Origin of the sequence: Kribbia dieselivorans NBRC 106261 (genome assembly GCF_001552435.1) — a bacterium.
Lineage (GTDB): Bacteria > Actinomycetota > Actinomycetes > Actinomycetales > Dermatophilaceae > Kribbia > Kribbia dieselivorans.
Genome location: NZ_BCRE01000120.1, coordinates 1 through 22,318, shown reverse-complemented (window position 1 = coordinate 22,318; position 22,318 = coordinate 1). Strand labels below are relative to the sequence as shown.

The 22,318-nt window shown below is 70.0% G+C and carries 22 protein-coding genes, 1 tRNA gene and 1 pseudogene; 15 read left to right on the top strand and 9 right to left on the bottom strand.

Annotated features, from left to right (window positions below):
• The 7 genes and pseudogenes from KD1_RS16855 to proB form a co-directional block, all read left to right on the top strand.
• Positions 1–330 (top strand): annotated as a pseudogene (locus KD1_RS16855) (ribonuclease E/G); the annotation flags it as partial.
• A gap of 76 nt (positions 331–406) precedes the next feature.
• Positions 407–1,240, top strand: coding sequence for an AraC family transcriptional regulator (locus KD1_RS10690; protein WP_068401708.1), 834 nt, complete (start codon positions 407–409; stop codon positions 1,238–1,240).
• A gap of 104 nt (positions 1,241–1,344) precedes the next feature.
• On the top strand, positions 1,345–1,761 hold the full coding sequence (locus KD1_RS10685) for a VOC family protein (protein WP_068401703.1): 417 nt from the start codon (positions 1,345–1,347) through the stop codon (positions 1,759–1,761).
• Between the two features lie 198 nt (positions 1,762–1,959).
• Complete coding sequence (gene rplU / locus KD1_RS10680; RefSeq protein WP_068401701.1) at positions 1,960–2,268, top strand: 50S ribosomal protein L21; 309 nt, start codon at positions 1,960–1,962, stop codon at positions 2,266–2,268.
• 29 nt (positions 2,269–2,297) lie between these two features.
• The gene (rpmA, locus tag KD1_RS10675) at positions 2,298–2,558 is read left to right on the top strand and encodes a 50S ribosomal protein L27 (RefSeq protein ID WP_068401695.1); all 261 of its coding nucleotides are present in this window, start codon (positions 2,298–2,300) and stop codon (positions 2,556–2,558) included.
• 110 nt (positions 2,559–2,668) lie between these two features.
• Positions 2,669–4,198: a GTPase ObgE gene (gene obgE, locus KD1_RS10670; protein WP_068401727.1), complete on the top strand. Its 1,530-nt coding sequence runs from the start codon at positions 2,669–2,671 to the stop codon at positions 4,196–4,198.
• Entirely contained in the window at positions 4,191–5,309 is a 1,119-nt protein-coding gene (gene proB / locus KD1_RS10665; RefSeq protein WP_068401692.1) for a glutamate 5-kinase, read from the top strand. The genes obgE and proB overlap by 8 nt, the downstream gene beginning before the upstream one ends.
• Here proB and pdxY read toward each other — a convergent pair.
• Entirely contained in the window at positions 5,306–6,160 is an 855-nt protein-coding gene (gene pdxY / locus KD1_RS10660; RefSeq protein WP_068401689.1) for a pyridoxal kinase PdxY, read from the bottom strand. The two genes, proB and pdxY, sit on opposite strands and share 4 nt — an antisense overlap.
• A gap of 14 nt (positions 6,161–6,174) precedes the next feature.
• Positions 6,175–7,068, bottom strand: a complete 894-nt coding sequence (locus KD1_RS10655) for a patatin-like phospholipase family protein (RefSeq protein ID WP_245627370.1) — start codon at positions 7,066–7,068, stop codon at positions 6,175–6,177.
• A 58-nt stretch (positions 7,069–7,126) separates the two neighbouring features.
• Here KD1_RS10655 and KD1_RS10650 point away from each other — a divergent pair, with 58 nt between their 5' ends.
• The 6 genes from KD1_RS10650 to KD1_RS10625 all read left to right on the top strand — a co-directional run bounded on the left by KD1_RS10650 (position 7,127) and on the right by KD1_RS10625 (position 10,999).
• Complete coding sequence (locus KD1_RS10650; RefSeq protein WP_068401686.1) at positions 7,127–8,413, top strand: glutamate-5-semialdehyde dehydrogenase; 1,287 nt, start codon at positions 7,127–7,129, stop codon at positions 8,411–8,413.
• A 607-nt stretch (positions 8,414–9,020) separates the two neighbouring features.
• Positions 9,021–9,206 carry a hypothetical protein gene (locus tag KD1_RS10645; protein ID WP_068401684.1) on the top strand — a complete coding sequence of 62 codons (186 nt, stop codon included), beginning with the start codon at positions 9,021–9,023 and terminating at the stop codon, positions 9,204–9,206.
• A gap of 2 nt (positions 9,207–9,208) precedes the next feature.
• Positions 9,209–9,814, top strand: coding sequence for a nicotinate-nucleotide adenylyltransferase (gene nadD, locus KD1_RS10640; RefSeq protein WP_281177615.1), 606 nt, complete (start codon positions 9,209–9,211; stop codon positions 9,812–9,814).
• Positions 9,811–10,182, top strand: a complete 372-nt coding sequence (gene rsfS / locus KD1_RS10635; RefSeq protein ID WP_068401681.1) for a ribosome silencing factor — start codon at positions 9,811–9,813, stop codon at positions 10,180–10,182. The genes nadD and rsfS overlap by 4 nt, the downstream gene beginning before the upstream one ends.
• Positions 10,179–10,832, top strand: coding sequence for a histidine phosphatase family protein (locus KD1_RS10630; protein ID WP_083542372.1), 654 nt, complete (start codon positions 10,179–10,181; stop codon positions 10,830–10,832). The genes rsfS and KD1_RS10630 overlap by 4 nt, the downstream gene beginning before the upstream one ends.
• A gap of 94 nt (positions 10,833–10,926) precedes the next feature.
• Positions 10,927–10,999, top strand: a tRNA-Ala gene (locus tag KD1_RS10625).
• Between the two features lie 105 nt (positions 11,000–11,104).
• Here the strand turns inward: KD1_RS10625 and KD1_RS10620 are convergent.
• A complete protein-coding gene (locus tag KD1_RS10620) occupies positions 11,105–12,421 on the bottom strand; it encodes an MFS transporter (protein WP_068401678.1) in 1,317 nt (438 codons plus the stop codon).
• Positions 12,422–12,651: 230 nt separating this feature from the next.
• Here KD1_RS10620 and KD1_RS10615 point away from each other — a divergent pair, with 230 nt between their 5' ends.
• Both KD1_RS10615 and KD1_RS10610 read left to right on the top strand, forming a co-directional pair.
• Complete coding sequence (locus tag KD1_RS10615; RefSeq protein WP_068401676.1) at positions 12,652–13,023, top strand: ArsR/SmtB family transcription factor; 372 nt, start codon at positions 12,652–12,654, stop codon at positions 13,021–13,023.
• On the top strand, positions 13,020–15,302 hold the full coding sequence (locus tag KD1_RS10610; protein ID WP_370670757.1) for a heavy metal translocating P-type ATPase: 2,283 nt from the start codon (positions 13,020–13,022) through the stop codon (positions 15,300–15,302). Before KD1_RS10615 ends, KD1_RS10610 begins: the two co-directional genes overlap by 4 nt.
• Positions 15,303–15,439: 137 nt before the next feature.
• Here the strand turns inward: KD1_RS10610 and KD1_RS10605 are convergent, their stop codons facing one another.
• The 6 genes from KD1_RS10605 to KD1_RS16850 form a co-directional block, all read right to left on the bottom strand.
• Positions 15,440–17,608, bottom strand: coding sequence for a 3-hydroxyacyl-CoA dehydrogenase NAD-binding domain-containing protein (locus KD1_RS10605; protein WP_068401674.1), 2,169 nt, complete (start codon positions 17,606–17,608; stop codon positions 15,440–15,442).
• A gap of 26 nt (positions 17,609–17,634) precedes the next feature.
• On the bottom strand, positions 17,635–18,855 hold the full coding sequence (locus KD1_RS10600) for an acetyl-CoA C-acetyltransferase (protein ID WP_068401672.1): 1,221 nt from the start codon (positions 18,853–18,855) through the stop codon (positions 17,635–17,637).
• 127 nt (positions 18,856–18,982) lie between these two features.
• Positions 18,983–20,200, bottom strand: coding sequence for a PQQ-dependent sugar dehydrogenase (locus KD1_RS10595; protein WP_068401669.1), 1,218 nt, complete (start codon positions 20,198–20,200; stop codon positions 18,983–18,985).
• A gap of 61 nt (positions 20,201–20,261) precedes the next feature.
• Entirely contained in the window at positions 20,262–21,068 is an 807-nt protein-coding gene (locus KD1_RS10590; RefSeq protein ID WP_245627369.1) for an aldo/keto reductase, read from the bottom strand.
• Positions 21,065–21,616 (bottom strand): flavodoxin domain-containing protein, encoded by a 552-nt coding sequence (locus KD1_RS10585; protein WP_068401664.1) that lies wholly within the window; start codon positions 21,614–21,616, stop codon positions 21,065–21,067. The genes KD1_RS10590 and KD1_RS10585 overlap by 4 nt, the downstream gene beginning before the upstream one ends.
• 130 nt (positions 21,617–21,746) lie before the next feature.
• Positions 21,747–22,318, bottom strand: a 572-nt coding sequence (locus tag KD1_RS16850) for a helix-turn-helix transcriptional regulator (protein WP_068401662.1), incomplete at its 5' end; no start/stop codon positions are given.

Genomic DNA, 22,318 nt, shown 5'->3' with positions numbered 1-22,318 from the left:
CAGATCGCGGCGGCCGCCCACGCGGCGGCGATGAAGGCCACGACGGGGGAGCCCCTCGAGGACGACGTGGCCGAGATCGCCCTGGCGGAGGACGCGCACGCCGAGGTTGACGTGGTCGAGGCGGAAGTGGCCGACGTGGAGACGCCTGGGGAAGCGGCCGTCCAGACCACCGAGGCCGTGGTCGAGGCGCCGATCGTGGAGGAGCCCGAGCCAGCTCCCGCGCCGACCCCGCGCGGGCGTCGCAAGCGTGGCCGGGTCGTCTCCCAGGCCGGGGCGCCCGGAGCGGTCGAGGTCCAACACGTGGAGCCGAGCGCGGAGCCCACTGCCTGATCTGGCGGGATGCACGCAGCATCGTGGCTGCTTCAGGTCACGATGCCGCGTGGTGCGGGCTCGGTAGGCTAGCCCCATGGCTGCGTCTGGTGACGCCAACGTGATCCGCAGACCACATCCGAGTCTGCGCCCGTTCGTGGGCGACTATGTCGGTTACGACATCGCCGGGGTCCCCGCCGGCGTGCACTTGGGCCTGCCCTCGGGTGCGTTGACGTTCATCGTCTCGATCGGCGAACCGCTGTATGAGTACGACGAGGCGGCCGACCGCACCGAGGGATATGACGTCCTGCTCGCAGGTCTGCACCTGGAGCGCACGCTCATCCGGCATCACGGTGCGATGGCGGGTATTCAGATCAACTTCAGCCCCCTCGCCCCACGGGCCTTCTTCGGCAACCCCGCGTCCGTGTTCGCGCACCGCAGCGTCGAGGTCGCCGACATCTCTCGACCGCTTGCCGTGGAACTCCACGAGCGAGTCAACGTTGCGCGAGGCTGGCCGGCACGGTTCGCGGCGATCGACGATGTCCTCGTACGGGCCCTCCACCCGGTGATCGGGCCACGTCCGCAGGTCGCCGAGGCATGGCGTCGGATCGTACGCAGCCTCGGTGACGTTCCCGTCTCGCTGGTGGCCGACCATGTCGGGTGGAGCCGCCGCCACCTCACCGCCCAGTTCCGCGCCGAGTTCGGCATCGCCCCCAAGGAGGCGGCACGTGTGATGCGATTCAACCGGGCCCGACGCCTGATCGGTGCGGACGCCGGGACGCTCGCTGCGATTGCGGTCGTGTGCGGTTACGTCGACCAACCGCATCTCAACCGCGACTTCAAGGCGCTCACGGGGACCAGCCCGACCGAGTGGCTCAGCTCTGACGCCATCGCACGCGTGTCCCGGCCGGCCCCCCTCGCGAACAGCTGAGGGGCCGGCGTTCGGGACTCCCGGAGGTGATCCCATTCGTCCAAGACGGATCGACGGTCGCTCGTCCACTCTGGAGGTATCCCAGAACACAAGGAGGATCGGACATGTCAACCGAGGACCGTGCGGCCAACATTTGGCCGACGTTTCGCTATCAGGACGCCCCCGCTGCCGTCGCCTTCCTACGGGAGGCCTTCGGTTTCGAGGTGCTCGCGCAGTACATGAACGCCGAGGACCCCAACCGGATCGACCACGCCGAGCTGCGATGGCCCGGAGGTGGCGGCATCATGCTCGGCTCCGCCCGTGACGACGGCGGGGTCATGACCAGGACCGGGGTGGCCAGCGGCTCGGTCTACATCGCCACCGATGACGTCGACGCTCTCCACGCCAGGGCGATCCGGGCCGGCGCGACCGAAGTCGCCGGACTCACCGACGAGGACTACGGCTCCCGGGAATTCAGTGTTCTCGATCCCGAGGGAGTCCTGTGGAGCTTCGGGACCTATCGCGGGGTGCAGGCCACCTGATCCAGAACGTGGCTGGGCGAGGGACCTGCGTGCATTTGTGCCGGCGGCACCGGCCCCTGTAGGCTGTTCCTTCGGTGCGCCCACCGTCGAACGTCCCGTGCAGTTGACCTGTGCCTTGAGCCCAGGAAGGCGGCGGGGTCGCTGTTCGCCGGTCCAGACAGAGAGCGCGTGCCGACCGTGAATGAAAGTGAGTACACCGTGTACGCGATCGTCCGTGCAGGCGGCCGCCAGGAGAAGGTCACCGTCGGTGACGTCCTCCTGATCGACAAGTTGAACGCCCAGGCCGGTGACAGCCTCGAGCTGACGCCGCTCCTCGTCGTCGACGGCTCCACCATCACCAGCGACGCCGACAAGCTCGCCAAGGTCTCCGTCAAGGCCGAGGTCGTCGGTCCCGCCAAGGGCCCGAAGATCACGATCATGAAGTACAAGAACAAGACCGGCTACCGCAAGCGCCAGGGGCACCGTCAGCCGCTGACGCAGGTCAAGATCACCGACATCAAGGCCTGACCGGCCCAGCGAAAGCAGAGGAAACAGACATGGCATCCAAGAAGGGTGTGTCCTCGACCCGCAACGGTCGGGACTCCAACGCACAGCGTCTCGGCGTCAAGCGCTACGGCGGCCAGGTCGTCGGCACCGGCGAGATCCTCGTCCGTCAGCGCGGCACGCAGTTCCACCCGGGCGACAACGTCGGCCGCGGTGGTGACGACACCCTGTTCGCACTCGCGGACGGCGTCGTCGAGTTCGGCACCAAGCGTCGCCGTCGCGTCGTCAACGTCGTTCCGGCGGGCGCCAACTGACCCATTCGACCGCGCGCCACGCGCGCGTCGAGATCACGATGGGGCGGGCCGACGTGGCCCGCCCCATCGTCGTGTTCACCCCCCCAACCGGCACTCCTGAGGAGACCACCATGACCACCTTCGTCGACCGGGTGGTGCTTCACCTGACCGCCGGCAATGGCGGCCACGGCGTGGCCTCGGTCATGCGGGAGAAGTTCAAGCCCCTGGGCGGTCCCGACGGCGGCAACGGCGGGCACGGCGGAGACGTCGTGCTGGTCGTCGATCCGCAGGCCGTCACCCTGCTCGATTACCACCGCAACCCGCACCGCAAGGCCGCCAACGGCGCTCCGGGTGCCGGTGACGAGCGCAACGGCGGCCGCGGCGCCGATCTCGTGCTGCCCGTCCCGCCCGGCACCGTCGTCAAGGACGCGTCGGGTTCGGTCCTGGCCGACCTCATCGAGGAGGGCGACAGCATCATCGTCGCGCAGGGCGGCTTCGGCGGGCTGGGGAACAAGGCGTTGGCCACGGCCAAGCGCAAGGCCCCCGGCTTCGCGCTGCTCGGCGAACCCGGCCAGACCCGTGACATCACCCTCGAACTGAAGTCCCTGGCCGACGTCGCGCTCATCGGGTTCCCCAGCGCCGGCAAGTCCTCCCTCGTCTCGGTGCTCTCGGCGGCCAAGCCGAAGATCGCCGACTACCCGTTCACCACGCTGGTGCCCAACCTCGGCGTCGTCACCGCCGGGCAGGAGCGCTTCACCGTCGCCGACGTGCCCGGTCTCATCCCGGGAGCCAGCCAGGGCAAGGGTCTGGGGCTGGAGTTCCTGCGACACGTCGAACGCTGCTCCGTGCTCGTGCATGTCATCGACTGCGCCACGCTCGAGCCCGGCCGCGACCCGATCAGCGACTACGAGGCGATCGAGCACGAGCTGAGCGAGTACGTCGTCGACGAGTCCCTCGGCGGCCGCCCCCTCTCGGACCGCACCCGTCTCATCGTGCTCAACAAGGCCGACGTGCCCGACGCCCGCGACCTCGCCGAGATGGTCACCCCCGAGTTCGAGGCCCTGGGCCTGGAGGTCTTCACCATCTCCGCCGTGGCCCACGACGGCCTGAAGGAACTGACCTTCGCCATGGCCCGCCACGTCGCCCAGGCGCGCGCGGCCGCGCTGGAGGAGGCCGCGCTCGACACCCGCCGTCCCCGTGTCGTCATCCGTCCGAAGGCGGTCGACGATGCCGGCTTCGTCGTGCGGCGTGAGGAGACCGCCGACGGCGAGGTCTTCCGCGTCATCGGCGACAAGCAGGCCCGTTGGGTGCGTCAGACCGACTTCACCAACGACGAGGCTGTCGGCTACCTCGCCGACCGCCTGACCAAGGCCGGCGTCGAGGATGCCCTCGTCAAGGCCGGTGCGGTCGCCGGGTCGACGGTGCTGATCGGCCCCGAGGACGACGCGGTCGTCTTCGACTGGGACCCGACGATGGTCAGCGGTGCCGAACTGCTCGGCGGCCGCGGCACCGACCTGCGCCTCGAGGACCGCACCCGCCGCACGAGTGCGGAGCGTCGTGACGAGTTCCACTCCCGCAAGGACGCCCAGACCGCGGCTCGCGAGGAATTGGCGCGGGAGCGGCGGGCCGGCCACTGGGTCGAGGACGACGACGATGCCTGACGGGCGCGACGCGCTCACCCAGGCACACCGGATCGTCGTCAAGATCGGATCGTCGTCCCTGACCGGGAGCACGGGCGGTCACCTCGTCGAGGAGCACCTCATTGCGCTCGTCGACGCACTGGCGGCGCGGTACGCGACCGGCACCCAGATCGTGCTCGTCTCGTCGGGCGCGATCGCGGCTGGGCTCGGTCCGCTCGGGCTGGAGCGTCGTCCGGCGGACTTGGCCACGCAACAAGCCGCCGCGTCCGTGGGACAGGGGGTACTCGCCTCCGCGTATCGTCATGCCTTCGCCGATCACGCGATCACCGCGGCGCAGGTTCTGCTGACGGTCGGCGACGTGACCCGGCGTGCGCAGTACACCAACGCGCGGCGCACGTTGGACCGACTGCTCGAGCTCGGCGTCGTGCCCGTCATCAACGAGAACGACACGGTCGCGACCGACGAGATCCGGTTCGGTGACAACGACCGGCTGGCCGCGCTCGTGGCGCACCTGGTGCAGGCGGACGCGCTCGTGCTGCTCACCGACGTCGACGCGCTGTACACCGACAACCCGAAGGAGCCGGGGGCCCAGCGCATCCCGGTGGTGGACTCGCGGGCGTCGCTGGCCGAGATCCGTATCGGCGGCACCGGTTCGGCGGTCGGCTCCGGTGGGATGCAGACGAAGGTCGAGGCCGCGGGCATCGCCTCGTCGGCCGGGATCCCGACCGTGCTCACCTCGGCCGGGCGCGTGCAACAGGCCCTGGTGGGGGAGGACGTCGGCACGCTGTTCCTGCCCGACCCGTCGCCGATGCCCTCACGCACGCTGTGGCTGCGGCACGCCACCGACCCGCGCGGCGCGCTCGTCGTCGACGACGGTGCCGTGACCGCGCTGACGCGGAGGCACACCTCTCTGCTGCCGGCCGGGATCACCGAGGTGCACGGCCTGTTTCGCGATGGCGACGCGGTCGACGTCGTGGCCCTGGATGGCCGGCGCGTCGCCCGCGGGCTGACCAACTACGGGTCGTGGGAGCTGCCGGCCATGCTCGGCCGCAGCACCAAGGACCTCGGCGCCGACCTCGGGCCGGAGTTCGAACGCGCCGTCATCCACCGCGACGATCTCGTGCTGTACTAGCGCACCTGCTCGGCGGTGAACTGCAGCTGCGGGTGCGCGAAGTGCTCCTGGCTCTGCACGAGCTGCAACTCGCGCCGACCGGAGTCCAGCGTCTCCTGGAGCAGACCGAACACCGACGACACGGTGCGCTCAAGCGCGGCCTTGAGGTCGTGGGTCTGCAGCCAGTGCGTGGTGAACAAGGCGGCCGTGACATCGCCCGAACCGTTGGCCTTGAGTGGCAGGTGTGGGGTCTGCACGATCCACGCCTCCTCGTCGTGGCAGGCGAGCATCTCGATCGTGCCCTCGGGACGGTCGGGGCGCAGCACCGAGGTGACGAGCACGGTCGAGGGGCCCATGGCGCGGGCCGCGTCGACGGACTTCAGCGTCGAGGCGAGGTCACCGGCCTCGGTGTCGGTCAGGAAGCCGAGCTCGAACTGGTTCGGCGTGATCAGGTCGGCCTGGGGCACGACCCTGTCCCGCAACAGCACCGGGATCGCGGGGTGGACGAAGCAGCCCGACGCGGCATTGCCCATGACCGGGTCACAGGCGTAGATCGCGTTCGGGTTGGCGGCCCTCACGCGCGCGACCGCGTCGAGGATGACGCCACCGATCTCTTCTCCGCCCTGATACCCGGACAGGACGGCGTCGACCTCGCCGAACGCACCGCGCTCCTCAATGCCGGTGATGACCGCCGTCACGTCCTCCGGCGCCACGAGCGGGCCACGCCACTGTCCGTACCCGGTGTGGTTGGAGAAGAGCACGGTGCTGACGGGCCAGACCTCGACCCCGAGGCGCTGCATCGGGAAGACGGAGGCGGAGTTGCCGACGTGGCCGTAGGCGACGTTCGACTGAATGGAGAGGATCGTGGTCATTCGGCCATTCTCCATCACACCCCGGCGGCGTCGAACGCCTCGATCGCCAGGGCACGCCCGAGGTCGATCATCTCCTGCGCGCGATGGAAGTCCATGACCTTGCACGCGTCGAACGGGATGTCGACGAGCACGTCCGGCGGGTGACCGGCCATGCGGTAACGCCGCACCAATTCGGTGCTGACGTCCAGGGACCGGGAGATGAGATCGATGTAGCCCAGACCCTTGGGGGCGTCCTGCCAGGTGCGTACCGACTCCGGCTGGGCCTTCGCCGTCGTCAGCCCCGGGATGTGCCACCGCCGTGCCTCCTCCGGCGACTCCTCGGCCGTACGAGCCTCCGAACGTGCCCGACCCTCGGAGTTGCCGTTGAGGGACACCGCGATCGTCAGGTCCGCCGGGATCGGAATCGTCGGATCGATCGGCACCGGGTTCACCAGACCGCCGTCCACCATGAGCCGGCCGTTGATGACCACCGGGGTGAACATGCTCGGCATGGCCATCGACGCGCGGATCGCGGCATCGAGCGGGCCATGCTGGAACCACACCTCCTGGCGGCTGTCGACGTCGGTGGCCACGGCGGTGAAGGGGATCGGGAGGTCCTCGATGTCCATGCCCCCGATGAACCCCTTCATGGCGTCGAAGAGGCGATCGCCCTTGACCACGCCGCCCTGCCCGAACCCCGGATCGAGGAGGCGCAGCACACCGGTCTGGGTCAGGGTGGTCACCCACGCGGTGAACTCGTCGAGGTGCCCGGCGGCATGGACCCCGCCGACGACCGCGCCCATGGACGTGCCCGCGATGGCGACGACCTCGTGCCCGCGGGCGGTGAGCTCGTCGATGACTCCGATGTGCGTGTAGCCGCGCGCGCCACCGGAGCCGAGGGCGAGGCAGATCCGCTTGGTGTCCGTCACGCCGCCCAGCCTACGGGCGAATTCCCGCGTGTCGGGGGTGCGGCCTACCCTTGAGGGCATGACCGCCACCCCCACGACCGACACCGACTCGAAGGCCATCGTCGCCGACCTGGCTGCCAAGGCCCGCGTCGCCGCGCACACCCTCGCGCTGCTGTCCCGCGCCGACAAGGATGCGGCGCTGCACGCCATGGCCGATGCCCTCGAGGCGGCCACGCCGCAGATCGTCGCGGCGAACACCGAGGACCTGCAGCGTGGTCGCGACGGGGGCATGACCCAAGCGCTCCTGGACCGGTTGACGCTGACCGACGAGCGGGTGCGCGCGATCGCCGACGCACTGCGTGACATCGCCGCGCTGCCCGACCCGGTCGGTGAGATCGTGCGCGGATCGACGTTGGCGAACGGGCTGCAGATCCGCCAGGTGCGTGTGCCGATGGGCGTCGTCGGGATGATCTACGAGGCTCGCCCGAACGTCACCGTGGACGCGGCCGGCCTGGGGCTGAAGTCGGGCAACGCGGTGATCCTGCGCGGCGGGTCGGCCGCGGCGAGCAGCAACCGCGTGCTCGTCGACCTCATGCGCGGGGCGCTCGAGAGCCGCGGCCTGCCGGCCGACGCGATCGGTCTGCTCGACGGCGGCCACGAGGTGGTGGCCGCGCTGCTCACCGCACGTGGCCAGGTCGACCTGCTCATCCCGCGTGGGGGAGCGGGGCTGATCCAACGGGTCGTCGCCGAGTCCACCGTGCCGGTCATCGAGACCGGAGTGGGGATCTGTCACGTCTACATCGACAAGGCCGCGGACTTCGACAAGGCCGTCAACATCGCGGTCAACGCCAAGACCCACCGGCCGAGCGTCTGCAACGCCGCCGAGACCTTGCTCGTTGACCGGGCCGTGGCCGACGAGTTCCTGCCGAAGGTGCTGCCGGCGCTGACGGAGCAAGGTGTTGAGCTGCACACCGACTCCACGGCCAGCGCGGCGGCGGCGCAGGCGGGGGTCGCGAGCACCCCGGCGTCGAGCCAGGACTGGGACACCGAGTACCTCGCGCTGACGATGAACATCGGCATCGTCGACGGGATCGACGGGGCGATGGAGCACGTGCGCGCGCACGGCACCGGTCACACCGAGGCGATCGTCACCGAGGATCGGGCGGCCGCGCGACGCTGGGTCAACGAGGTCGACGCGGCGGCGGTCATGGTCAACGCCTCGACCCGGTTCACCGACGGTGGGGAGTTCGGTTTCGGCGCCGAGATCGGCATCTCGACGCAGAAACTCCACGCGCGCGGTCCGATGGCGCTGCCCGAGCTGACGACGACCAAGTGGATCGTCGAGGGAGACGGTCAAGTGCGCTGATCCGTCGCGTATCGCGGTTGTGCTGCGCGAACGGCATGCGCAGGGCCCTCCCGGGGAGATCCGGGAGGGCCCTGTGGCGTGTGGGTCGGTGTGTCCCGCGCAGGACTGCCGTCGACGCCGGCGCCGGTGCTGCGGCACCGGTCGACCCACCGTGAACCAAGTGGTCTCGGCAACCTCCACGACGTCGCCCGTGGAACCCGCGCCGCGCAGATGGTGGCGCCGCGGGATGCCAGCTCGCGGGTGGGCGAACCTGGTGACCGTTTTCCCCTCGGTTCTCCCCATGGATCATGGGCTGCCGCTCCGACGATCGCTCGCGTCACGGTGCTCCCATGCCCCATCGGGCAGTACTCCATTCCTACGCCGGATGGGCGCAACCGCTCAACCCACCACCGGAGGAAATCGTCGTGCACCGGGTCATACACAGGTGCTCATCCCGCTGACCTGCACGGACGCGGCCGTCCACACAGCCTGTGGACGAAAGTCGTGGACGACACGCCGCAACCCACGGCGATCGCGACACGCCGAGGGGGCCCAGCCACACGTGGATCCGGCATGACCAGCACGGCCGGGGTGACCGTGACGCGACCACGGTTGTATTCTGTGCCGCATGTCGATGACCCTCTCCCGCGTCCTGCTCGAGTCCGAGTCGCACGTCGTCAAGGACCTGCCGATCCCGCCGTGGGCCTTCGGTGCGCTGACGCTTGTCCTGTTCCTCGTTCTGCTCGCTGTCACCTACGCCTTCCGCTACGCCGGTGCGCGGTACACGAGCCAGGTGCGGGAGCACGAGCACTGACAGTGCGTCTGGGGGTGATGGGCGGCACGTTCGACCCCATCCACCACGGCCACCTCGTTGCGGCGAGTGAGGTCCAACATCGCTTCGACCTCGATGAGGTCATCTTCGTGCCGACCGGGCAGCCCTGGCAGAAGGCCGGTCGGCACGTCAGCCCGGCGGAGCACCGTTATCTCATGACGGTTGTCGCGACGGCCTCGAACCCGCGGTTCACCGTCAGCCGCGTGGACATCGATCGCGACGGGCCGACGTACACCATCGACACGCTCCGTGACCTGCACCGGGAGCGACCGGGGGCGGAACTCTTCTTCATCACCGGCGCCGATGCGCTCGCCGCGATCCTGTCGTGGAAGGACGTTGAGGAGACCTTCGAGCTCGCCCACTTCATCGGCGTGACCCGGCCCGGGTACGAGCTCTCCGAAACGGGGTTGCCGCGCGATCGCGTGACCCTGCAGGAGGTGCCAGCCATGGCCATCAGTTCGACCGACTGCCGTGAGCGCGTCGCGTCCGACGAACCCGTCTGGTATCTCGTGCCCGACGGCGTTGTCCAATACATCAACAAGTACGGCCTCTACCTCGATGGTGAGCAGGCCGAGGGGGACTCCGCGTGAGCGCACCGGATCGCAGTGTGGAACTGGCGCGCGTCGCCGCCGCCGCTGCCGCAGACAAGATGGCCACGACGATCACCGGCGTCGACGTCAGCGGACACCTGCCGCTGACCGACGTGTTCGTCATCGCCTCGGCACCCACCGAGCGTCAGGTCGGGGCCATCGTCGACGAGGTCGAGGACAAGCTCCGCGACCTCGGGACGAAGCCGCTGCGCCGCGAGGGTGAGCGCGAAGGGCGCTGGGTGCTGCTCGACTTCGGCGACATCATCGTGCACGTGCAGCACGATGAGGAGAAGGAGTACTACGAACTCGCGCGTCTGTGGCGCGACTGCCCGCTCATCGACCTGGGTGCCGTCGGCACGGAGCAGTGAACCCGCGTCGGCTGATCCTGCTGCGCCACGGCCAGACGAACCAGAACGCGGCCGGGATCTGGCAGGGACAGCTCGACAGTGAACTGTCGCCGATCGGGCATGCCCAGGCACGGGCGGCCGCGGCGGCGCTGGCGGGGCGGGGGATTGCGCGCGTGGTGGCCTCGGACCTGCAGCGCGCCGCGTCCACGGGTGCCGATGTGGCGGCTGCGGCGGGTGTGTCGATTGCGTACGACGAGCGGCTGCGCGAGATCCACGCGGGTCAGTGGACCGGGATGACGGCCTCCGAGGTGTACGCGAGCTACCCCGAGGATCGGGAACGGTTGCTGCGGGGTGAGGACTTCAAACGCGGCGTCACCGGCGAATCGGTGGCGGAGGTGCGCGTGCGCGCCCGGCCGGTCACCGACGAGGTCGTCGCGGGGATGGAGCCGGGGGAGTGCGTGCTCCTGGCGAGCCATGGGGTCACGTTGCGGGTGCTCGCGGCCGATCTCGTGGGGCTGCCCCAGCAGGCGGCATGGACGGCGCTGAGCGGCCTGGGCAACTGCCACTGGGCCGAACTGGTGGAGCGCAGCACGGGCGGGTGGCGTCTGGACGTCTGGAACGGCGGGGCCGAGGGCGTGCCGGCCACGGGGCGCATCGGTGGGCCCGCCTGAGCATGGTTGATCGCCGCTCGGACCTCGATTTGGACCCGGGCGCTCGGATGGGCTAATCTCTCCTAGTCCCCAACGGGGGCAAGGTAGCACCTTCGGGGCTGTAGCGCAGTTGGTAGCGCACCTCCATGGCATGGAGGGGGTCAGGGGTTCGAATCCCCTCAGCTCCACACAGGCTCCTGTTTCAGAGCAACGGAAAGCCCCCGAACCACTCGGTTCGGGGGCTTTCTCGTGCCTGCGACCTGGGCTGAGGCCCTGCGCGGTACAGAACCCGGCTAATGGGTGGGGTGCGCGGGCTGGGCGGCGTACCAGACGGCCACCGGAATCAGGGCCAGCGACAGGATCCCGCCGCCCAACGCCAACACGCTGAAACTGCTCGCCCCGACGATGACTCCGGACATGACACCACCACCGGCGCCGGCGAGCGCGATGAGCACATCGACGCTCCCCTGGGTGCGGGCGCGCGTCGACACCGGCGTCGAGTCGACGATCAGCGCCGTGCCCGAAATCAGCCCGAAGTTCCACCCCAGGCCCAGCAGGATCAGCGCCAGTGAGATGAGCACCATCGAGTCACCCGGGGCGAGCGCGCCCAACACCCCGGCGGCCAGGAGGGTCAGCGCCGCCGCCACCGCCATCGGCAACCGCCCGATCCGGTCGACGAGCCGCCCGGTCACGGGGGAGGGTAGGAACATCGCCGCGATGTGGAACCCGATGACGAGGCCGATCTGGCTCAGGTCGTGGTGGTGGTGGCGCATGTGCACCGGGGTCATCGTCATGATCGCGACCATCGTGACCTGGGTCAGCACCATGACCGTGGCACCCAGCAACACGCCCGAGGCGACGCGCGGAGCTCCCGAGCGCACGCCGCTCCGGGTCGCCGCCACCGACGTGGCCGCGTCGGACCGCGTGGCGACCACCTCCTCCTCGGCCGCACATGCCTGGGCGGTCAGCAGCGGATCCGGTCGCAGGAAGATGAACAGCACCACACCGGCCAGCCCATAGGCCACCGCGGCCAGCAGGAACGGCCCCGCGAGCCGCGGGATGCCGAACTGTTCGGCCAGATCGCCGAGCGGCTGGACGAGATTGGGGCCGGCCACCGCCCCGAAGGTCGTCGCCACCATCGCCAGCGACGCCGCGGTGGCGCGCTGCGAGGCCGGGGCGAGATCGGCACCGGCATAACGCGCCTGCAGATTCGTCGCGGTCCCCGCTCCGTAGATGAACAGCGAGAAGAAGAAGAGCACCGGATTGTTCAGCACCGCGGCCACGACGATCGCTGTCGCACCCAGGGCCCCGACCGCGAACCCCGCCGCCAGTCCGCGACGGCGCCCGGCCACCTGCGAGTAGCGCCCCACCGTGAACGCCGCGACCGCGGAGCCGAGCGTGAACAGTCCCGACGGCAGCCCGGCAACACTTTCGGTACCGAGCATGTCTTGGGCGAGCAGGGCGCCGACGGTGACTCCGGCGGCCAGGCCGGCGCCGCCGAGCATCTGGGACGCGACGACCGTGGTCAGCGTGCGGCGATGGATCGCGGCGACGTCGGTGGGCGTGAGCGCGGCGGCCGGGGAGGTCCGTCCCGCTGGGGGAGTGGTCATGGTCGTCCTTGCTGCGCGTGGTGCAGACCACCTGACGGTACTCGCCGCGAGGGAGACGAGATCGCCCGGCATGAGTCACGCGAGCATCCTCGACACCGCCGGCCCTGCGATCGCCGCGTGGTGACCTGGAGGCCACCGGGGTGCCGCCTGTTCGGGAGCCCGACGACGAGCCCCCTGTCGCGGTCCGCTCGAAGCCGGGAATATCCGTACGATCGTGCGGTTGTACGGATGTGACCACTTCGCATACTCACCCGGTTCATCCCGCCGGGGTCGAGCGTGCCATAGCCGGGACCGTCCCGCGCGCCGACGCGCAGAGCCTGGCGGAGTTGCTGACGCTGCTGGCCGATCCGGTGCGGCTGCGCGTCCTGTTCGCGCTGGCGTCGACGGAGGAACTCTGCGTCGGTGACCTCGCGATGGCCCTGGAGATCTCCATGGACCAGTCCTCCTACGCGCTCAAACAACTGCGCACCGCCGGATTGGTGCAGGCTCGTCGTGATGGGCGCGTCATGTACTACCGCCTGGCCGACGGCTTCCCCCACCAGTTGCTCGACCACTGCCTACGACAACTTCTCACCATCTCGGATCAGGAGAACCGAACATGAGCGGTCAACACGACCACCCGCACACCACTGAACCCACGACTGAACCGACCGCCCATGACGGCCACGCGCACGAGGGCCACCACATGGCCCACACCGACGTGACGGAGCACGGTACGCACGACCACGCGGGTCACGACCACGCCGCGCACGAGCACGCCATGCATGACCACGCCGCGCCTGAGGACCACAGTGCGCACGCCGGGCATGACGCCCACACCGGGCATGACGCCCACGCCGGGCATGACGCCCACGCCGGGCACGAGGACCACGCCGGGCACGAGGGGCACATGGGCCATGCCGGCCACGGCGATCACGTCGCCCAGTTCCGCCGGCTGTTCTGGATCATGCTCATCATCGCGATCCCCGTCGTCGGGTTCTCCGGCATGTTCGCCTCGGTGATCGGGTACACCCTGCCCGAGTCCGGCTGGACGACCTGGATCTCACCCATCCTCGGCACCGTGATGTACGTCATCGGCGGCCGACCCTTCCTCACCGGCGGCTGGGCCGAGGCCAAGGCCCGCAAACCCGGGATGATGCTGCTCATCGCGATGGCCATCACGGTCGCGTTCGTCGCGTCCTGGGGCGCCAGCCTGGGCATCCTCGGCCACCACCTCGACTTCTGGTGGGAACTGGCCCTCCTGATCGTCATCATGCTGCTCGGCCACTGGATCGAGATGCGCTCCCTGGCCCAGACCACCTCCGCGCTCGACTCCCTGGCCGCGCTGCTCCCCGATGAGGCCGAACGCCTCGAGGGCGATCAGGTCGTCACGGTCCACCCGAGCGAACTCCGCCTCGGAGACCTCGTCGTCATCCGCCCCGGTGGCAGCGTCCCGGCCGACGGGCGTGTCATCGAAGGCGCCGCCGCGATGGACGAGTCCATGGTCACCGGCGAGTCGAAGACCGTCACCCGCACCATCGGCGACCATGTCGTGGCCGGCACCGTCGCCACGGACTCCGGCCTGCGCGTCGAGGTCACCGCCATCGGCGACGACACCGCCCTGGCCGGCATCCAACGGCTCGTCGCCGATGCTCAGAACTCCTCGTCGCGTGCCCAACGGATCGCCGACACCGCGGCCGGTTGGCTGTTCTGGTTCGCCCTCGGGGCCGCGATCATCACCGCGATCGTCTGGGGCTTCTTCCTGGGCATGCCCGACGAAGCCGTCACGCGCACCATCACCGTGCTCGTCATCGCCTGCCCCCACGCCCTGGGCCTGGCCATCCCGCTGGTGGTCTCCATCGCCACCGAGCGCGCCGCCCGCGGCGGCGTCCTCATCAAGGACCGCCTCGCCCTCGAAAGCATGCGCACGGTCAACGCCGTCCTCTTCGACAAGACCGGCACCCTGACCAAGGGGCAGCCGACCGTCACGGCCGTCGAACCGGTCTCCGGCCTGACCGCCGACGAGGTGCTGACGCTGGCCGCCGCCGCCGAAACCGACAGCGAGCACCCGCTGGCCAAGGCCATCGTCGGCGCCGCCACCGACCGCGGGCTCATGGTCCCCGCCACGACCGGATTCTCGTCGTCCCCGGCGGTGGGCGTCACCGCCACGGTCGACGGCACCACCGTTCGCGTCGGCGGCCCCGCCATGCTCGACGACGAAGGTCAAGGCGAGCTGCCGATCTCCGATCAGTGGCGTGAGGAAGGTGCGATCATCCTGCACGTCGTGCGTGACGGAGCGGTGATCGGGGCCTTGCGCTTGGCCGACGAGATTCGCCCGGAGTCCCGGCAGGCCGTCGACGCCCTCCACGCCCGTGGGGTCGAAGTCATCATGATCACCGGCGACGCCGCTGCGGTGGCCGAGCACGTCGGGCACGAACTCGGTATCGACCGGGTCTTCGCCGGGGTGCGCCCCGAGGACAAGGCCGCCAAGGTCGCGTCCCTGCAGGCCGAGGGCAAGGTTGTGGCGATGGTCGGCGATGGCGTCAACGACGCTCCGGCCCTGGCGCAGGCCGACGTGGGAATCGCGATCGGGGCCGGCACGGACGTGGCGATCGGTTCGGCCGGCGTGATCCTGGCCAGCGACGACCCACGCTCGGTCCTGTCGGTCATCGACCTGTCCACGGAGAGCTACCGCAAGATGACGCAGAACCTGTGGTGGGCGGCGGGGTACAACCTCATCGCCGTGCCGCTGGCCGCGGGCGTGCTCGCGCCGATCGGGTTCGTGATGCCGATGTCCGTCGGGGCGATCCTCATGTCGCTGTCGACGATCATCGTGGCGCTCAACGCGCAGACGCTGCGCCGGTTGGATCTGCGGCCCGAGAAGGTCGCCGCGGCGCGCTGAGCGCACCTTGTGCAGTTCTGTCGTGGCCAGGTGGTCGCTCTGGCAGCCACTCGGCCACAACAGAATTGCACATCCCCCGAAGGGCCGGGCTCGCCATGCGAACCCGGCCCTTCGGCGCTCCGTCAAGAGCGGGAGGATCAGTCGGCCAAAGTGCCCTTGGCGACGCGACCCTGCAGCCACGCCGACGGGCGGAAGCGCTCGCCGTACGTGTCGGCCAGCTCGTTCGCGCGCGCCACGAAGCCGGCCAGGCCGCCCTCGTAGTTCGTCATGAACGTCGCCGGGCCACCGGTGTGCGGTGGGAAGCCGATGCCGAAGATGCCGCCGATGTTGGCCGACGGAGCGTCCTTGAGCACGCCGTCCTCGAAGCAGCCGGCGGTCTCCAGGGCCATGCGGAACAGGTAGCGGTCCTGGATGTCCTTGCGCGGGATTTGCGTGTCCTTCGACCAGCGCGGGCGCAGCTCGGGCCACAGGACCTTCGGGCCGCCGGCCGGGTAGTCGTAGAACCCGGCGCCGGCCGCGCGGCCCTTGCGACCGAGGTCGACCATCGTGTTGATGATCTCGACCGCGGGGGTGGCGGGCATGGCCTGACCAGCGGCCTCGGCGGCGGCCGCAGCCTCCGCGCGGATGTGCTGGGTCAGCGTCAGCGACACCTCGTCGAGCATGGCCAGCGGCGGAGCCGGGAAGCCGGCCGTCGTCGCGCCACGCTCGATGACCTGCGGGTCGACACCCTCGGAGACGAGCTCCACGCCCTCGTCGATGAGCGTGCCGAACACGCGGCTGGTGTAGAACCCGCGGCCGTCACCGACGACGATCGGGATCTTGCGGATCTGCTGCACCAGGTCGATCGCGCGCGCGGCCGCCTCGTCGGAGGTCTGCTCACCACGGATGATCTCGACGAGCTGCATCTTGTCCACGGGGGAGAAGAAGTGCAGACCGATGAAGTCGGCCGGGCGCGAGGAGAAGCCCTGCAGACCGGTGATCGGGAGCGTCGAGGTGTTGGAGCACAGCAGCACGTCCGGGCGGACGACGGCCTCGACCTCCTTGAACACCTTCTCCTTGAGCGAGGCGTCCTCGAAGACGGCCTCGATGACGACGTCGACATCGGCGAAGTCGGCCGCATCGATGGTCGGCGTGATGCGCGCGAGGACCTCATCACGCTTCGCGGCGTCCATCTTGCCGCGGGCGACGCGCTTGTCGAGCAGACCGACGGTGTAGCTCTTGCCCTTCTCCGCACCCTCGATCGTGACGTCCTTGAGGACGACGTCGATGCCCGAGGTGGCACAGGCGTGGGCGATGCCGGCGCCCATCATGCCCGCGCCGAGGATGCCGACCTTGCCGACGGTGCGCTTCTCGACACCCTCGGGGCGCAGCTTGCCGGAGTTGATCGCCTGCAGGTCGAAGAAGAACGCCTGGATCATGGCGGTGGACTCGCGGCCGGCGGCCAGCTCGGTCAGGCCGCGCGACTCGATGCGGCTGGCGGTGTCGAAGTCGACCTGCGAACCCTCGACCGCGACGGCCATGATGACGCGCGGGGCCTTGATCGGGCTGCCCTTGACCTGCTTGACCAGATTGGCCGGGAAGGCCGGGAGGTTGGCTGCGAAGGCCGGAACCTTCGGGGTGCCGCCGGGGATCTTGTAGCCCTTGACGTCCCACGGCTTGACCGCGACGGACGCGTCGTCCTTGTGGTCGCGGATCCACTGCTTGGCCGCCGGGACGAGGTCCTCACGGGTGGGGACCAGTTCGTCGATGATGCCCTTGGCCTTCGCCTCGGCCGGGTTGCGCTGCTGACCCTGCAGCAGCCAGCCCATCAGGGCCTCCTGGATGCCGAGCATGCGCACCAGACGGGTGACACCGCCGCCACCGGGCAGCAGGCCGAGGGTGACCTCGGGCAGGCCGAGCTTGATCTTGGCGTCATCGACGGCGATGCGACGGTGGCAGGCGAGCGCGAGCTCGAGGCCGCCACCGAGCGCGGCTCCGTTGATGGCGGCGACGACCGGCTTGCCGAACTTCTCGACGCGACGCATCATCGCCTTGAGCAACTCGACGCGCTCGAACATCTCCTTGGCGGTCTCGGGGGAGACCTGCTGGATGTCGACGAGGTTGCCGCCGGCGAAGAAGGTCTTCTTGGCGGAGGTGAGGACGACACCGGCGATCTCGTCGCGCTCGGCCTCGAGACGGTCGACGGTCTCGCTCATCGACGCGCGGAAGAGGTCGTTCATCGTGTTGGCGCCCGAGGTCGGGTCGTCCATCGTCAGGGTGACGATGCCCTCATCGTCACGCTCGTAACGGATCATGTTCTCGCTCATGGGTTTCTGGATTCCTTGTCCGCTGGTCAGATGCGCTCGACGATGGTGGCGATGCCCATGCCGCCACCGATGCACAGGGTGGCGATGCCGCGCTCGAGGTCACGGCGCTCCAGCTCGTCGACGAGGGTGCCGAGGATCATCGCACCGGTCGCACCGAGCGGGTGGCCCATGGCGATCGCGCCGCCATTGACGTTGGTCTGGTCTTCCTTCCAGCCCATGTCGCGCATGAGCTTGAGGGCGACCGCGGCGAAGGCCTCGTTGATCTCGACGAGGTCGATGTCGGAGGCCTTCATGCCGACGCGGTCCAGGGCCTTCTGGCAGGCCGGGGCCGGGCCGGTGAGCATGATGGTGGGCTCCGAGCCGATGACGGCGGTGGAGACGATGCGGGCGCGCGGGGTCAGGCCCATCTCTTGGCCGACGCGCTCGTTGCCGATGAGCATGAGCGCGGCGCCGTCGACGATGCCCGAGGAGTTGCCGGCGTGGTGGACGTGGTTGATCGCGTCCACGGACGGGTAACGGTCGGTCGCGACGAAGTCGAAGCCGCCCATCTCACCCATGGCGGCGAACGACGGCTGCAGGCTCGCGAGCGACTCGACGGTGGTGCCGGGGCGGATCGTCTCGTCGCGGTCGAGGATGGTCAGACCGCTGGCGTCCTTGACCGGCACGACGGAGCGGTCGAAGTAGCCGGCATCCCACGCCGCGGCGGCGCGGGCGTGGGACTGGGCGGCGAAACGGTCGACCTCGGTGCGGTCGAAGCCCTCGATCGTGGCGATGAGGTCGGCGCCGATGCCCTGCGGCACGAAGTGCGTCTCGAGGTTGGTGGCCGGGTCCATCGCCCAGGCGCCGCCGTCGCTGGCCATCGGCACGCGCGACATCGACTCGACACCGCCGGCGAAGAACAGGTCCTCGAAACCGCCGCGCACGCGGGCGGCGGCCTGGTTGACGGCCTCGAGGCCAGAGCCGCAGAAGCGGTTGAGCTGGACTCCGGCGACCGGCTCGGGCAGGCCGGCCTTGAGGGCGGCGATGCGGGGGAGCACCGAGCCCTGGTCGCCGACGGGGCTGACGATGCCCATGATGACGTCGTCGATCTGGGTGGCGTCGAGGCCCGGGTTGCGCTCACGCAGCGCGTGCATCAGACCAACGGCCAAGTCGATCGGCTTGACCTCGTGCAGGGCCCCGGAGGACTTGCCCTTGCCTCGGGGGGTGCGGACGGCGTCGTAGATGACGGCCTGGGGCTGTTCCGGCATTGACCGGCTCCTTTGTGTGACACGACAGAGGTGGTAATTGGAACCCTACGGAGACTCAGGCGCGGCGGCCAGCCTTTGGGGCGGTCATGAAGATCACACTTAGTTACCGCTCAGTCCCGGTGGTCTGTCACGAGGCGGAGCGCGGTGGGGTCAGGTGGAGCAGCCGCCCGCCGGGGGTGTCCTCGAGCAGCCAGATGGACCCGTCACGACCCTGTTCGACCTCGCGAATGCGCTCGCCCATGTCCCACTCGTCGGCGGCGGTCGCGTTCTCGCCGTCGAGGTCGACCCGGATCAGCGCGGTGCCCGACAGTGCGCCGATGAACGCATCGCCGCGCCAGGCTGGGAATTGTTTGCCGGAGTAGATCATCAGCGACGAGGGCGAGACCGACGGAGTCCAGAACACCTTGGGTGCGGTGAAGCCGTCACCGGCCGCGTGGTCGGGGATGTCCGCGCCGCCGTAGTGCGACCCGTTCGACGCCCGGGGCCAGCCGTAGTTCGCGCCCCGGGCGATGAGGTTCAGTTCGTCGCCGCCCTGGGGTCCCATCTCGGTGCTCCACAGCCGCCCGTCGTCGTCGAACGCCAGGCCGAGTGGATTGCGGTGGCCGTACGACCAGATCTGTGCACTGAGGCCGCCGCGGTCGGCGAAAGGGTTGCCCGGCGCGGGTTGGCCGTCCAGGGTCAGGCGCACGATGCTGCCGAGGTTGTTCGTCAGGTCCTGCGCGGGATCGAACTTCTGCCGGTCGCCGGAGGTGACGAAGAGGTACTTCTCGTCCGGCGAGATCGCGAGGCGGTGGCTGAAGTGACCCGACCCGGACTGCTTCGGGTCCTGTCGCCAGATGACCTGAAGGTCGCTCAGGGACGCGTCGCCGTCGAGGTTGAGTCGCCCCCGCCCCACGACGGCTCCGGTGCCGCCGTCACCGGCCTCGATCCAGCTCAGGTACACCTGCCGGTTTCGGGAGAAGCCGGGCGCGGGGATGATGTCGCCCAGCCCGCCCTGCCCGTCGGCGACGACCTCGGGGGCGCCGGTCACGTCGCGCACGTCTCCGGTATGTGCGTTGACCAGATGGAGGGTGCCCGAGCGTTGGGTCACCGCCAACCACGGGGTGCCCGGCAGCGTGGTCAGGGCCCACGGATCATCGAAGGTCGCGCGCTCCTCGACGGCGAACGGGCGCCCGTCCGGGCCGGTGGGCATGCTCGACGACGTTGCGGAGGAGCGCGTGGTCGGCGACGTACTGGAACTCGACTCGGTCGACCCACCGGGCCCGGTCGACCCGCCACCGCCCGTGCAGCCGGCCAGGCCGACCGCGGCCACCATCACCAGGGACATCAACCGCAGGCGTCGCATGCCTCCAACCTACTGACCAGCGACGCTGCGCGCTCGGGGTCGCGGTGGTGCCGCCGCGGGGTCACCACTCCTCGTGCGTGTCCGGGTTGAGGTCGGCGCGGCGGCGCCCGTTGGGGCGGTCGAGGCCGGCGAGCTCGGTCAGGTCCTCGGCGGTCAGCGCGACGTCGAGCGCGGCCAGGTTCTCCACCTGCCGGGCCGCGCTCACCGACTTGGGCAGCGGCACGACGCCGGCCGCGAGATGCCACCCCAGCACGGCCTGCGCGGGGGTGACCCCACGACGCTCCGCCACGGCCAGGACCGCCGGCTCGCTCAGCAGCCGCGTGCCCTTGCCCAGCGGGCTCCACGCCTGGGTGACGATGCCCCACCGCCGGTGTTCACGACGGAGCTCCGTCTGGGCGAAGTAGGGGTGGACCTCGACCTGGTTGATCGCCGGGACGACACCGGTGGCCTCGATGATCCGCTGGAGGTGGGCGGGGGTGAAGTTGCTGACGCCGATGGTGCCCACCAGGCCCTCGGCCTGCACCGAGATCAGCCCCTCCCACGCCCGGACGTACAGATCGCGCTCCGGGTTGGGCCAATGGATCAGCACGCCGTCGAGGCGCTCGAGACCCAGCGCGTCGAGGGACCCGAGCACGGAGTCGCGAACGTGCGCGTGCCTCCGCCCCGGCAGTTTCGTCTGGACGAACACCTCCGCCCGCGGCACCTCGGAGCGCCGCAACGCCTGACCGACCTCGGGCTCGTTGCCGTAGGACACCGCGGTGTCCAGGAGGCGATACCCCGCCCGCAGGCCGCTCTCGATCGCAGCGATGCCCGCCTCGCCGGTGAGGCCGTACGTGCCCAGGCCGAGACGACGCTCCGCCGCGCTCACGGCGCCAACTCGCTGTGCTGGCGCACCCAGCCGACGAGGGGAGCGGTGGTGGCGCGGTCGACGAAGTCCTGATCGACGCCGGCAACGTGGGCCCGGGTGAGTGCCTCATCGGTCGGATTGCGGCGAACCGCTCGGCGCGCCTGCGTGTCGACCAGGCGCATCATCATTCGATGGACGAAGCCCAGTCGTCCGTAGTCGATGGCGCCGCGTAGGTGGAAGACGGGCGGATCGACGTCCGCGAGGGTCGGCGGGAGGGCGCGGCTGATGGCGTTGTCGCGGTCCGGATCGTCGCACGGTGACAACCCCACGGTGACCAGGGCGAACGGGGTCGTGGCCAGCACATCGGCGTGGCGCTTGAGGGCCTTCCGGTACATGAGCGTGGCGGCCAGGATCGGGCTGAGGAAGGCGATGGCCGAGGCCGACTCCAGGTCGGAGCGTTGGAGTGTCGACAGTTCGACCAGTCGGGCACCGGTGTCCTCGGCGACCCAGCGGGCGTACTGCTCCGTGCTGCCGTAGCGGCTGCCGTACACGATCGTCGCGGCGGGCATGGCCGCACCCTCTTCCCCGTCGAGTCACTGATGGCTGGGCAGTTCCATCCTCTCACTGCCGGAGGTGGCCGCGCCGTGAGCGGTCACACACCTCGCGCAGGGCGGTCGCAGACCGACTGACCCCGAGCCGCTACGGCGTGGTGCGGGCCTCCGGCGCGGGAGCGAACTCGATCCGGCACGCCCCGGGCTCGACGAACGGCTCCAGTCGCACGTCGGTGCTGCCACTGGAGCCCTCCACCAGCCCGGCATGGATGGCACAGACGATCTCCGGGTGCTGGGCGGCGGCCGACAGGATGGGGCACGTCCGCAGCCGGACGACACCGCCGTCGTCGTCCGGTGCGAAGCCGAGCTCGCCGAGCAGGGCGAGCATCGCCGGTCGGGACGGAGCCCGGGTTCGGCCGGTGGCCCAGTCGCGTCCGATGGAGCGAGCCAGGTCGGTCGCGTTCGGGAACTGGGCCAGGTGCCCGGCCATTGCGGAGACCAGCTCGGCATAGGCCGACGCCACGCGGTCACCACTGAGCGCGGCGCGGCCCTCGGCGGTGAGGGTGTAGCCCATGGCCGGCCGCCCCGGGCCCGAACGGGGCAGGGGCGCGACGCTGGCGTGGCCGTCGGCGACGAGGGCCTCCAGATGGGCCCGGGTGGCATTGGGATGGCCGCCCAGATCGGCAACGAGCCGGGCCAGAGGCACCCCGGCGCCCAGCT

Excerpts from the sequence above, each read along its gene's own strand:
- KD1_RS10595 (WP_068401669.1), bottom strand. The coding sequence starts at position 20,200 with ATGCGACGCCTGCGGTTGATGTCCCTGGTGATGGTGGCCGCGGTCGGC.
- KD1_RS10645 (WP_068401684.1), top strand. The coding sequence starts at position 9,021 with ATGTCGATGACCCTCTCCCGCGTCCTGCTCGAGTCCGAGTCGCACGTC.
- KD1_RS10650 (WP_068401686.1), top strand. The coding sequence starts at position 7,127 with ATGACCGCCACCCCCACGACCGACACCGACTCGAAGGCCATCGTCGCC.
- KD1_RS10600 (WP_068401672.1), bottom strand. The coding sequence starts at position 18,855 with ATGCCGGAACAGCCCCAGGCCGTCATCTACGACGCCGTCCGCACCCCC.
- KD1_RS10690 (WP_068401708.1), top strand. The coding sequence starts at position 407 with ATGGCTGCGTCTGGTGACGCCAACGTGATCCGCAGACCACATCCGAGT.
- KD1_RS10585 (WP_068401664.1), bottom strand. The coding sequence starts at position 21,616 with ATGCCCGCCGCGACGATCGTGTACGGCAGCCGCTACGGCAGCACGGAG.
- KD1_RS10610 (WP_370670757.1), top strand. The coding sequence starts at position 13,020 with ATGAGCGGTCAACACGACCACCCGCACACCACTGAACCCACGACTGAA.
- rpmA (WP_068401695.1), top strand. The coding sequence starts at position 2,298 with ATGGCATCCAAGAAGGGTGTGTCCTCGACCCGCAACGGTCGGGACTCC.
- KD1_RS10685 (WP_068401703.1), top strand. The coding sequence starts at position 1,345 with ATGTCAACCGAGGACCGTGCGGCCAACATTTGGCCGACGTTTCGCTAT.
- pdxY (WP_068401689.1), bottom strand. The coding sequence starts at position 6,160 with ATGACCACGATCCTCTCCATTCAGTCGAACGTCGCCTACGGCCACGTC.
- KD1_RS10605 (WP_068401674.1), bottom strand. The coding sequence starts at position 17,608 with ATGAGCGAGAACATGATCCGTTACGAGCGTGACGATGAGGGCATCGTC.
- obgE (WP_068401727.1), top strand. The coding sequence starts at position 2,669 with ATGACCACCTTCGTCGACCGGGTGGTGCTTCACCTGACCGCCGGCAAT.
- KD1_RS10620 (WP_068401678.1), bottom strand. The coding sequence starts at position 12,421 with ATGACCACTCCCCCAGCGGGACGGACCTCCCCGGCCGCCGCGCTCACG.
- proB (WP_068401692.1), top strand. The coding sequence starts at position 4,191 with ATGCCTGACGGGCGCGACGCGCTCACCCAGGCACACCGGATCGTCGTC.